The sequence below is a fragment of the Mycobacterium sp. genome (assembly GCF_032162605.1).
GTDB lineage: Bacteria > Actinomycetota > Actinomycetes > Mycobacteriales > Mycobacteriaceae > Mycobacterium.
Genome location: NZ_JAVROT010000393.1, coordinates 1 through 11,573, shown reverse-complemented (window position 1 = coordinate 11,573; position 11,573 = coordinate 1). Strand labels below are relative to the sequence as shown.

Here is an 11,573-nt window from a genome sequence, read left to right as displayed (position 1 = left end):
TCCTCTCCACCTTGCGATACACGCTCGCGGGATTGTCGGGTTCATTCCACAGGTCCCAACCCAGAACACGATTGTCATTGCGGAACAGGCTCAACACTCCCGTCACGTAGTCCTGCAGAACACCCTTGTAGCCGGGGTCGGCGAGGTGCTCTGCGCCCGGGCTTTGCACCCACCCGGAGTTGTGCACGCCGGGGGTCGGTGCGCGCTGAGGTCCCAGTGCGGGGTGCGGGTCCCAGCAGGAGTCGAACAACACGAAGAGTGGTTTGATGCCGTGGCTCGCCGCGATCGTGACGAACTGTCCAAGACGGTTCGCGAAGCCCTGGCGATCCTGGGCCCACAGCAGATCGTGCAGGAAGACCCGCATGGAGTTGAACCCGGCCAGTTGGGCTACGCGCAGCTCACTGTCTATGCGCCGGGGGTCATAGGTTCCTGGCTGAAACATCTCGAGCTGATTGATGGCAGTTGACGTGATGTAGTTCGCGCCGACCAGCCAACCTTGGGCCTGATACCAGGCGTTGGCGCGGTCGACTGACCACCGGCCCGGGTCGGCCGAGGCGAGGGGCAGTCGCATCAGCGCCGCACCTGCTGCCAGTAGCAGCGGTAGCTGAAGGGCTGTTCGACGGCGCACTGAGCAAACCTATTGTTCCGCGGAGGTGCGCCCGGGCTTGCGTATCGATTCGCAATCATTTGAAGTTGAGATCGTTACCCGGACCCTACGACCGGCGGACGACGTCGTCGTGAACTTCGGCCTCGGCCGGTGGGGTGAATGAGTGTTGGACGAACGTGGATCGCCGCCATGGTGGTGGTGTTCAGCGGAGTGTTCGGGTCGACTGAGTGGAGAACGTGGCGGGCGTCGCGCAATCCCCTGCCCGCTGCAGCTACCGATCCTGGTCGCATCTTTGCTCGTGAGAGCAGCCAAGTCCTAGGAACCGCCCGGGGTTCCACCCCTCCAAGAAAACTGACAAGTTACCGCTCCTTTCGCGGCAGTGTGAACACCGTCAACGGTGAGGACCAAGGTCCTTCCTGTGAGCCCGATGCCGGCGACAATGGGCGTATAGCTGATTCGCATTGCAGCTCCAGGCTTTTCGTAGCCTGAAGGCGCTGAATGAGGGGTAGCCGGATTACGACAGTAGCCGGATTGCGACATCTGCCCATGGGATTGCGAAGCCACCTTGAAGGCAGAGAGAAGGGAGGAAGGGCAGAATGAGCACCACCTTAGTCAGGAGGTTGCGGCTGTACGCCGCAGTCGTTGGTTGTTGCGCCGCAATCGCTCTGGTTTGTCTAGCGGCCCACCTCACACAGAATTCGCAAATTCATGCAGCGGGCAGCTCGGAGGGACAAGCAGTCACCGTCTCTACGCCGTCAGCCACCCCCGCCATCACAAAGGCCGTTCCGAGCATCACCGGCCCCGCACCGCTGTACGCCGGCGAAGCGCCCGACTCGAATCCACAGGCGCAGATTCCCTGATGCAGCCACGTCATGCCCGATGCGGAACCCTATGCACCCCAGAGTATTCGGGAGACCCAACGCCGGCCCGTTGGTCTTCGGCGGCGATGATCGGTACACAGCACCTTCGCCGGGCTACCGGAAACGCGCCGCAAGCCTTCGCAAGGTCCGTCGGGTCGTTGAAAGGAGATCTCGGCTCAACAGCCCTGCTCGAGGGGAATCGGCCTACCCTCGGTTGGTCGTCCTACCGGCGGGCTCGGTTTACTTCGCTCGGCCGGGACGGTGCCGTTTCACCCAGTTGAGCCCGCGGCCGTTCCAGCGAGTCCGCTACCCGTTCGCCCACTGGTCCCACGGCACGCTCCAGTCGCCGTTCTGCCAGAGCTGCAACGCTTTACCGCCCGAATTGCGCACCTCGACGACGTCACCGGGGACGGAGAAGTCGTAAAACCACGCTGCGTTGTCGCGGTTGAGGTTCAGACAGCCGTGACTGGTATCGGTGTGTCCCTGTGCCCACACCGTGCTGTCGAGCTCGTGCAGATAGACGCCATCGGTGCTCACGCGCACCGCGTAGTTGATGCTCTCCTTGTAACCGAGGTGCGAATTGATGGGCAACCCATAGGTCGAGGAGTCCATGACCACAGGGTTGCTCTTGTCCAACACCGTGTAGACACCGGGCTGAGTCCAAAAGCTCAGCGTCGTGTTTCCGACATTGTCGGTGCCCCCACGGCCCATCGAGGTGGGCATCGTGCGCACCAGCGTCCCGCCGTCGTAAACGCTGACCTGCTTGGTGGCATCGTCGGCGATCGACACGTGTGAGGCCCCGACGGTGAACGTCACGGGTGGTTGCTGCCCGGTCGTGATGGTGACCGTGGTTCCCGGCAGGTAATACTGCGGCGGTCGCCAATGCGCGGTCTTGTCGTCGACCCAGTGCCAGGCACCGGATACCGGCGGCGACGTGGACACCACGAGCTGCTGTTCTGCCGTGCTGCGGTCCCCGACGGGGGCGTCGAAGTGCGCCACGACGACAACGCCGACACCGTAGGTGCCACCGTTCTGCAACGCGGCACCCGACGTGGTGGTCAGCGAAGCCCCAGGCAGGCCAGCATCGTCAGCGCGGGACACACCCGCAGCTACGAAGAGGAACGCCACCACGATTGCCGCCACCGCACGCAGGGTCATTGGAACGCGACACGCACCGGTCATTCACAACTCCAACGATTCGACGTGCTCAGCTCTCACACATGGTAGGTCTGCAATCTGACCGCGCTCTCTCGCCCGGTCCTCGACGTCGGTAACCACCCACCTGAGAGCCATTCATCGCTCACAGCCACGGCGCGTCTTGCTCACCGCGCCATTCCGTCGGGCTGAATAGCGGTGCGTCGTGATATGAGCCTCGAAGATCGCGCTGATCCGGTCGCACCATTACTACAAAGTCTTCACGTTTGATCCCGATTGAACCGGTCAATCGAAATGGCATGTTCTTCCACATGTCATAACTGGTTATACCTGCGGTGGATGATGTTCCGCGGTTCGCTACGTGCCACGGGCGACTCCGAGATTGCTAGCGCCACTATCCAACTCGCAATCCGCAATGCGACGAGAAATGCGCCGGATGCTTCCGGAGATATCCCGTGACGGTATTATCCCGACAACATTATCCCGACAACTCGAGATCTTTGACACGACGCGCCACTACCGAAGGACCAGCCATGGCTGAACGCATCATTCGTCAACTCATCGACGATCTCGATCAGACAGAGATCGTCGACGGCAAGGGCGGCTCGGTGCAGTTCGCCCTCCGCGGCACTACCTACACCATCGACTTGACCGACGCGAACATCGCCAAGCTCGACAAGGCGCTCGCGCCGTTCGTGGAGGCGGCCGCCAAGGCCACCGGCAGCGCCGCCCCGATGACAGGGTCCGCGGCCTCATCGACCCGTAAGAAGCGAGCGGGAACGCGGACGGCCAAGCACACCAGCACCAACTCGACGGCAACGGTTCGTGCATGGGCGGCGGAGAATGGCCACGAGGTCAGAACCCGGGGTCGGATTCCCGCCTCGGTAAGCGAAGCCTACGACTTGGCGCACCGGCCCACGAAGTCGTCGCCGACCCGCTAGAGCCCTTCCTTCGGGTCCACATGGTCTATGTAGCCAGGCCGCCAGATCCATCGCGGTTGTCGGCACCTCTTCCTGGGTAATCGCTGCCTGTGACGATGCAAGCGAGGACGGTGCCCGCGACGATCGAGCCCCTGCTGCCGACTGCGGTCGGACCGATCTCAGCGTGTGTCCTGGACCTGCTGGGCGGCGCATGGACATCCTGTGACGATGCCGTCAACGTCGATGGCGCCGATCCGTACGGCCTGGACCTGCAGCTGGCGCTTTACGTCTGTTACGAACTGCACTACCGCGGCTTCGCCGGAGTAAGTGGTTCGTGGGAGTGGGATCCCGTCCTGCTCGGCCTCCGCGGACGCCTCGAGCGGGTCTTCTTCGACGCGGTGTGGCGCGACGTGGGTGACCTGGACGAAGGCGAAACCGCCGCCGATGCAATGGCCACGTTGTCCGTGGAACCTGTCGGCGGCCAGGGCCTCTCGTACTTTCTGCGCGACGAAGGCACGTGGGAGCAGATGCGGGAGTACTTCGTGCACCGGTCGCTCTACCACCTCAAGGAGGGCGACCCACACGCATTCGCCATACCGAGGCTGGTCGGAGGCGCCAAGGCTGCGTTCGTCGCCATCGAATACGACGAGTACGGCGCGGGTCGCGGCGAGCGGTCTCATCAACAACTCTTCGCGGATCTCCTGAAGGCAGCGGACCTGGATGCAACCTATCTCGGCTATCTCGACGACGTCCCTGCCGACGCCCTGACGGTGGTCAACCTCATGTCGCTGTTCGGGCTGCACCGCGATCTGCGGGGCGCGGCGGTGGGGCACTTTGCCTCGACGGAGATCACGTCGCCGCCGGGATCGGCGCGGATCGTGCAGGCCCTGCAGCGATTGGACGCACCCCAACGCTGCGCCGGGTTCTACCGCGAGCACGTCGAGGCCGACGCCGTGCACGAACAGGTGGTGCGCCACGACGTCGTTGCAGACCTCGTCGCCCGTGAACCGGCCCTGGACCGCGACGTGGTGTTCGGCATCCGGGCGCGCGGCGTGGTCGAGGACCGACTGGCCGACCACATGGTTGCCTGCTGGCGGGCCGGCAAGTCGTCGCTACGGCCCCGGGTCGCGGCTCGCTCGGCGTTGCGGTAGCTACCCTGCACCGTTACCGGGTCCGACGGGACCACTCGGACCGCCCGTGACCCGTGTCGGTCACGACCGGTCTGCGCGCACGACGGCGAGGCGCTCCTCGCGCCTGCCGACCTCGAGCAGCCCGACGCGCTCCAACCAGTGCGCGCGCGCCGTCAACACCGGACCAAACGGGATCCACTGCTCGGCAACGACATCGGCGTGCAGTCCGGAGGCGCGTAGCCCCTCGACCGTCCGGTCGACGTCGGCGAACTCAGAGTGCACGATGAGGATCGTGCCCCCTGTGCCACACATGCCCCGCAACGCAATCGTTGAACCGTGAAACGTGGATGATCATGAGTGAACCGCTGCTGGCGTCACAGCTCTCGGCATGGCGCGGACACTGCGCGCCGGGGTATCCAGCTGCCGCGGCGTACGCCCAACGTTCTCAGCAGCGGGTGATCGACTTCTCGATGACGACGAAATCGCCGACCACACGACCGCCGCTCGGTTCGAAACTGCCGGTCTCAGCGCCCAGAAGCGACGTGGCGGCCTCCAGCGCGCCGGCGATCCAGTTGAGCAATTGAGCGGGCGGCATCTGGACCTCCCGTGCGATCCGCGCGCGAGACGATTCGCTCACACCGGCCGAGAGCACCAGGTGCCGGACTGATGAGCCCAGCGCGCGGCCTTGCGTCTCCACGCCGGCACTGAAGTCGCGGATAGCGCTCGATACTTCTGCAGCTATAGCTGTTGTCACCATGACACCTCCTCCGTTCCCAACGCAATCCGGCCGAGCGTTCATACCCGGCTGCCATGCCCTGCAAACAAGTGCTTGCCATGGCTAGCGGTCACGTGACCCACTGGTCCCCATTGAACAGGGCATTTCGGCGCCGGATCGTTCGGGCGGTGCGCCACGCGCCCCGGCGTGACGGGGGACGAGGCGCGCTCAACGCCATTGATGGTCGCGACGGGTGTGGGCCGGACGTCGCCACTTACTGCTTCACGTCACGCTTACGTCGGCTCCTCGGTGCCGAACAGTCCACGCCATTCCGTATCCACGGTGGCCATGACCGGCAGATCCTCGAATCCTGACGACGACCACCCGTGACTCTCGGCGTCGACGAACGCCTCGGCGATGGTGACTGGCGAGAGGTCGGCATCCCGCGCGGTCGCGATCAGCCCTGGAACCACGCCCGATGGAGACTGCTGCCCGACGAGGAAGCCCTCCGCAACCTGCAGCATGCGAGCGAGCTCGTCATCGATGTTGCCGAGCAGACCTGACGGGATTCGAGTTGGCTTTGACACGCAGCTCACCTTTTTCTGCTAGCACACCGACGCGTTGTCTCGACGCCTACGGTGGACGTCTTACCCAATGATCACAGTTCAATCACGGGCCATCCGTCAATCCGCAAACACGGCACGAGCTGGGATGCCAGCCTGACACGGATTCGTCGTCGGTCGACCGATCGTTGCGTGGCGGATTCGGGGCCAACGACGCGCGAGATTCTGACGACTGCGACTCCGACTGCGACTGCGATTGCGCTGGAGTACTGCCGCACAGGGATACCTGCGCCAACTACCAGCACTCGCTCTTCTCGACCGATTACCCACCGCCATGCTTGGTGTCGGACACCTCGGCGACATCGCCTATGCCAATCCTGCGTGCGCCGAGATGCTCGGCTACCCAGACTGCGGGACGGTCACCCGGCTCCAGCTGCCTGCGTTGCTGACCGGGCACGAAGCTCTCGCGCCCGCGGACTGTCTGACCACCTTGCGAACGGCCGCCGCGGTGGTCGAGTGGAACCACAACCAGAACTATGTGGTCCGGACCATGGTGTCAGCACCGCTCTTGCTGCGCGAAACGGGAACGCTGCTACTCATAGGCGTCACCGACGTCACCGCCCGGCTGTGGGAGACCAGTCGAGTCGCGGACGCGCCGCGGACCGAGGGGCACGGGCCCTCGAGACGGACCGATCGAGGGTAAGCGGCCTTCGCCCGACCGAGATCAGCAGAAGCGAACAATGTCGCCACTTCCGGTCCACCTCACCGGGATTGACGAGATACTGCCGGTGTTCTCAACACTGCCGCCCGCAATCACCCCGTTGACCGCCCTCCAACGGCATCGATCAGCTAGCACGTGATTAGCACGCTACGGGCGGCAAGAGTGAACGCTCATCGCGCTCCGTCCGAGACGGGGAGCGGGTACGTGCCCGTCACTTTTCCTGGGCTGCAGGGAGATACGACGATGCCCCACTCCCCCGGTCGTCTCGACCACCTGCGGGTCTCGGGGTCACGCTGTGTGGTCGGGGTCAGGTCGAGGCTGATCAACACGGTGTCCTCGCCACCGGCGGGCAGCTCGACCCGGCGGAAGCCGACTAACTGCGACACGGCGTCAGGGGCGTCACTGACGGCGTAGACCTGGGCGACGGTGGAGCCGGCGCGTTGCCCCGTGTTGCGGACGTGGACGGTGGCGCCCGCCTCGTCGTCGGACACGCGGTGATCGACGAGCTCGAGGTCGAACGTGGTGTAGCCCAAGCCGAATCCGAACGGATACGCGGCCCGGTGGCCGTCGCGGTCGAGTTTGCGCTGGCCCCACCAGGAGTCGTAGACGATCGTCTTGGCCTTTGCGTCGAAGAACGGCAGGTGGCGGGCATCGGTGGGAATGGCGACCGGCAGCCGTCCGCCCGGCTCCTGTGCACCGGTGAGAACGTCGGCGATCGCGCGACCGCCTTCCATGCCCGGATACCAGGCCATCAGGATCGCCGGGACCTGATGTCTCCAGGCTTCCATGATGATCGCGCTGCCACCGATTACGACCACCGCGGTCCGAGGGTTGGCCGAGGCGACGGCCGAGATGAGTGTCTCGTCGCCACGATGCAGCGTCAACGATTGACGGTCGCCGCCCTTGGCGAACCGCTTGCCGAACGTGGCGAGCTTCCCTCCGATGAACTGCAGAACCCTTGAATTGAATGGGAACCCGAGCTCTTTGAGGCCGTCGGCGTTGGTGTTGGTGAGGTACTCGCCCTCGTCGGTGAAAGTCATGCCCGCCACGACGATGGCGGCTTCGGCTTCGGCCGCCGCACGTGCCGCCGCGGCGTGGTCGCTGCCGTCGACGTGCACGATCACGGTGTTCGGCAGCGCCTCGCGCAGACCGTCCAGTGGTGAGGACACCGCGGGAGGGCGCACTCGCGAGGACCCGCGGTCGCCGAGGTTGACCTCGGTGGCCAGTGCTCCGATGACGGCGAGACGACGGATCCCCTGCGGCAAGGGCAAGATGGCAGTGCCGTCGACGGGCTCGTTCTTGAGAAGGACGGCTCCACGGGCGGCGACGTGACGCGCGAGGACCCGGTGCTCGGCCTTGGCGACCACCGATGCGGGCGGTTCGCCCTCGTCGCGGATTGCGTAGTGCCGCAGAGTGGTCGTCAGGATGCGTCGGGCCGACCTCAGCACCGTGTCGCGGGACAGGCGGCCGCTGGCGAGGGCCTTCGGCAGTGCGCGGGCACGAAGCAGCCGCAACGGCATCTCGACGTCCAAACCGGCTTCCAGGCTCCGCACTGCTTCGTGGGTGCCGAAAACCCAGTCGCTGCTGACGAATCCATCGAAATCCCATTCGTCGCGAAGGATCTCGGTCAGCAGCACCTTGTTGACGTCGAGGAAGTCGCCGTTGACCGAATTGTAGGAACTCATCACCGAATCAGCGCCGGCGTCGATCACCGTCTTGAAGTGCGGCAGATACACCTCGTGCAACGCATGCTCGTCGACGGTGACGTCGATCGTGAAGCGGGCGTTCTCGATCGAGTTGAGCGCAAAGTGCTTCACACAGGCCATCACGTTGCGACGCAGCCCACGCGTCAGCCCCGCCCCCATCCGGCCGGTGAGGACCGGGTCTTCGCCGTAGCACTCCTGCGCGCGCCCCCAGGCAGGGTGTCGGAGCAGGTTCACGCAGACCGCGCCCAAGTAGTTGGCCCCCGCCGCACGGCCCTCGAGGCCCATTACCTGCCCGACGCGTTCTTCGAGGTCGGGCTCCCACGTCGCAGCGCGGGCCATGGTCACGGGGAATGCGGTCGAGTGGCCGATGACCACGCCACGCGGACCGTCGCTGAATCGGATTCCGGGGATGCCCAGCCGCGGCAGCGCTCCACCCTTCAGCGCGACCGTCCTGAACTTCTTGGCCATCCCGACGATGTCACGCAACGGCGTGTCACCGTCGAGCAGCCACAGCAACTCGTCGTCGGTCAGTTGCGCCGCCAATCGCTCGGCGGCTTCGTCGGCCGTGATTTCCCCAGCGCGAAGCAGGCGCACGCCGTCGTCGAACGTGAAGTTCGTGGCCTGCGCCGGGGATGTCGACATCGTTGACCGGGTTCCCATCACGTCTCTTATCCACCATTGGGTAGTTGGTATCTACCGATTGGTAGATTACGCTCGTCGACATGCCGCCGTCCAGTGAACCCACTCGCACGCGCACCAGGTTCGCCCGCGAGACCAGACGGCTGCAGATCGTCACCGAAGCAACGCGGTTGATCTCGCTCTCGGGATTCAATGCCGTCTCGCTCAACGACATCGCCGAAGCCTGCGGAATCCGCAAACCCTCCGTGCTGCACTACTTCCCGACGATGAACGACCTTCTCACCGCAGTCCTCACCCAGCGCGACCTCGACGAGTACGCATCCGGTGAACTCTTGACCTCTGCGATGAGTCGGCACGATCTGCGGGCACACCTGCGCCAGGTGGTCCAACGGAATCTGCAGATGCGGGAGATCATCACGCTCTACGCGGTACTGAACGTGGAGGCCACGGATCCTCGACACCCCGCCCACCACTACTTCGTCGAACGCACCCGGTTCGCACTGCAGACGTTCGAAGGCCTCCTCGAATGGAAGTCCGATCCACCGACCGCGGCGCGGCAGCTACTCGCGTTCTGGCAGGGCCTCGAAGTACTGTGGGTCGGCGATCCGAGCACGGACTTCCTGTGCGTATGGGATGCGTTCTGCGACGACTTCTTTCGATAGCGATCCCCCTCACACAGCCTGGGCGGTGGCCCGTTTGCCATGTCCAGATTTCACGCAGGTCGTCGACGGCGATGACTGCTGCGTGTCTGGGAAGATCGAGGCGGTGAGGAAGGCGTGGGTGTCCGGATCGGAGTCAGCGGTGGCGTCTTCGAGGACCACGATCCGGTAGTCGCAGTCCATCGCTTCGCGGACGGTGCTGAGCACGACGCCGCTGGTGCTGATTCCGGCCAGGACAAGCGTGGTGATCGCGCGGTCTCGGAGTTGTCTGTCGAGATCGGTGGTGGTGAAGGCGCCCACGCGTGTCTTGCGGACGGTGATGTCCTGCGGTTGCGGGCTGAGACTGGAGTGGATCTGGCTACAGGTGCATCGGCGCGGCGGTCGGGGCCAGCCATGCGGGCCATCACGCTGCAGGGTGGAGTGCCATCGAAGTCAGCGGTGTCGAAGGCCACTCGGACCCAGGCGACGTGCCCGCCGTGGGCGCGGACGTCGGCGACGGCATTGTTGACCCGAGTGAGTAGCGCTCCGGCGTCGGCCACGCGATCCACCAGGCCGACCTGAAAGTCCATGACCAGCAGCGCGGTGCCTGCCGGGTCGATGTCGAGTTGATCCGTCACGAGCTATCGCCTTAGCATTCGTCAAGGGGGGTGCCCTTCATCGGGAATACTCTGGTTCCGACGACGGCTTGTCTGATGGTGTCGACTGATGGGAATGGCGGATGAAGATCGGGATCTCCACGTTTGTCACCGACGACGGTATCGACCCGGTATCGCTCGCACAGGCGATTGAGGAGCGGAACTTCGACTCGCTGGTGATCGCCGAACATACGCACATTCCGGCGAGCCGGGAGTCGGCGTACCCAGGCGGTGGCGAGTTGCCCGACTTCTACTACCGGACGCTGGACCCGTTCGTAACCCTCGCCGCGGCCGCCGCCGTGACTTCGAAGATCGAACTGTTCACCGGGATCGCACTTCTCATTCAACGTGACCCGATCACTACCGCAAAAGAGGCCGCGAGCATCGACCTGATCTCGGGCGGCCGTTTCATCTTCGGAGTGGGCGCGGGGTGGAACATCGAGGAGCTGCGCGACCACGGCACGAATCCGAAGACGCGTGGCGCACTGCTGGACGAGCGCATCGAGGCCATCAAGGCGCTGTGGACGGCCGACCCCGCTGAGTACCACGGCAAGTACGTCGACTTCGATCCGTCTTACAGTCGTCCCAAGCCGGTCCAGCAGCCGCATCCCCCCGTCTACATCGGTGGCGACTCCGACGCCACCGTCAAGCGGGTGATTCGGCACGAAGCGGGCTGGATCTCCAATCCGCTCCCCGTGGAGCATTTGGCGAAACGCATCGGTCAGATTCGCGACGGTGCGCGCCACGACTTCCCGCTGGCACAGTTCGGCACGCCCGCCGATCTCGACTACTGGAGCGCCGTCGATGAGCTGGGGTTCGGACAGGTCGCGCTGCTCCTGCCCACCAAGCCGCTGGATGAATCACTACGACTGCTCGACGAATACGCCGCGCTGGTAGCGCAGTATCGCGGCTGAGAATCAGCCATGTGATCGCGCGCTCACGCAGGACGTCGCAGTAGGCGTTCGGGTTGGTGCCGATACAACAGTCGTTGGCGGCACACTTGGCCGAACTGGGCGTGACCGGAACCGACGCCGCGCTCCTCTTGCGAGCCGTACAGGTCCACGTCATTTCGTCTGCGATGATGCAGTTCTCGGCGATGCGTGGGGTCAAACACGACGAGGAGGACCCAACGCTGTGGGCAGACGCCTGGCCCGATCAGGCGCTCGTCGAAGCACTTCAGTCCCCTACCGACTACGACGCGGTGTTCGAGTACGGGCTCGAAGCATTGCTGACACCGCTGCGTGCGCGACGCTCCACACCACG

General features: G+C 64.6%; 11 protein-coding genes and 2 pseudogenes. 6 read left to right on the top strand and 7 right to left on the bottom strand.

The window, feature by feature from the left end; all coding sequences use genetic code 11:
- Together QOI01_RS22520 and QOI01_RS22515 are read right to left on the bottom strand one after the other, a co-directional pair.
- Window positions 1-628 (bottom strand): glycoside hydrolase 5 family protein (locus QOI01_RS22520; RefSeq protein WP_526384878.1); only part of this gene is annotated, 628 nt, incomplete at its 3' end.
- Between the two features lie 1,145 nt (window positions 629-1,773).
- Window positions 1,774-2,532, bottom strand: a pseudogene (locus QOI01_RS22515) (L,D-transpeptidase); the annotation flags it as partial.
- 623 nt (window positions 2,533-3,155) lie between these two features.
- Between QOI01_RS22515 and QOI01_RS22510 the strand changes: the two are divergent.
- Together QOI01_RS22510 and QOI01_RS22505 are read left to right on the top strand one after the other, a co-directional pair.
- Window positions 3,156-3,563 carry an Lsr2 dimerization domain-containing protein gene (locus QOI01_RS22510; protein ID WP_526384876.1) on the top strand — a complete coding sequence of 136 codons (408 nt, stop codon included), beginning with the start codon at window positions 3,156-3,158 and terminating at the stop codon, window positions 3,561-3,563.
- 95 nt (window positions 3,564-3,658) lie between these two features.
- Window positions 3,659-4,693 (top strand): iron-containing redox enzyme family protein, encoded by a 1,035-nt coding sequence (locus tag QOI01_RS22505; RefSeq protein ID WP_526384874.1) that lies wholly within the window; start codon window positions 3,659-3,661, stop codon window positions 4,691-4,693.
- Window positions 4,694-4,753: 60 nt separating this feature from the next.
- Here the strand turns inward: QOI01_RS22505 and QOI01_RS22500 are convergent, their stop codons facing one another.
- The 3 genes from QOI01_RS22500 to QOI01_RS22490 all read right to left on the bottom strand — a co-directional run bounded on the left by QOI01_RS22500 (window position 4,754) and on the right by QOI01_RS22490 (window position 5,974).
- Window positions 4,754-4,954 carry a hypothetical protein gene (locus QOI01_RS22500; RefSeq protein ID WP_526384872.1) on the bottom strand — a complete coding sequence of 67 codons (201 nt, stop codon included), beginning with the start codon at window positions 4,952-4,954 and terminating at the stop codon, window positions 4,754-4,756.
- 163 nt (window positions 4,955-5,117) lie between these two features.
- Window positions 5,118-5,429, bottom strand: coding sequence for a hypothetical protein (locus QOI01_RS22495; protein WP_526384870.1), 312 nt, complete (start codon window positions 5,427-5,429; stop codon window positions 5,118-5,120).
- A gap of 251 nt (window positions 5,430-5,680) precedes the next feature.
- A complete protein-coding gene (locus tag QOI01_RS22490) occupies window positions 5,681-5,974 on the bottom strand; it encodes a hypothetical protein (protein ID WP_526384868.1) in 294 nt (97 codons plus the stop codon).
- Between the two features lie 310 nt (window positions 5,975-6,284).
- On the opposite strand from QOI01_RS22490, the gene QOI01_RS22485 reads away from it, so the two are divergent.
- Window positions 6,285-6,653 (top strand): hypothetical protein, encoded by a 369-nt coding sequence (locus tag QOI01_RS22485; protein WP_526384866.1) that lies wholly within the window; start codon window positions 6,285-6,287, stop codon window positions 6,651-6,653.
- Between the two features lie 188 nt (window positions 6,654-6,841).
- Here QOI01_RS22485 and QOI01_RS22480 read toward each other — a convergent pair whose 3' ends face one another.
- Entirely contained in the window at window positions 6,842-9,019 is a 2,178-nt protein-coding gene (locus QOI01_RS22480) for a glycoside hydrolase family 3 protein (protein WP_526384864.1), read from the bottom strand.
- An 80-nt stretch (window positions 9,020-9,099) separates the two neighbouring features.
- Here QOI01_RS22480 and QOI01_RS22475 point away from each other — a divergent pair, with 80 nt between their 5' ends.
- Window positions 9,100-9,678, top strand: a complete 579-nt coding sequence (locus tag QOI01_RS22475) for a TetR/AcrR family transcriptional regulator (protein ID WP_526384862.1) — start codon at window positions 9,100-9,102, stop codon at window positions 9,676-9,678.
- A 9-nt stretch (window positions 9,679-9,687) separates the two neighbouring features.
- Here the strand turns inward: QOI01_RS22475 and QOI01_RS22470 are convergent, their stop codons facing one another.
- On the bottom strand, window positions 9,688-10,089 hold the full coding sequence (locus QOI01_RS22470; protein WP_526384880.1) for a cysteine hydrolase family protein: 402 nt from the start codon (window positions 10,087-10,089) through the stop codon (window positions 9,688-9,690).
- Window positions 10,090-10,393: 304 nt separating this feature from the next.
- Between QOI01_RS22470 and QOI01_RS22465 the strand changes: the two genes are divergently transcribed.
- Both QOI01_RS22465 and QOI01_RS22460 read left to right on the top strand, forming a co-directional pair.
- Complete coding sequence (locus QOI01_RS22465) at window positions 10,394-11,224, top strand: LLM class F420-dependent oxidoreductase (protein WP_526384860.1); 831 nt, start codon at window positions 10,394-10,396, stop codon at window positions 11,222-11,224.
- Between the two features lie 56 nt (window positions 11,225-11,280).
- Window positions 11,281-11,573 (top strand): annotated as a pseudogene (locus QOI01_RS22460) (TetR/AcrR family transcriptional regulator); the annotation flags it as partial.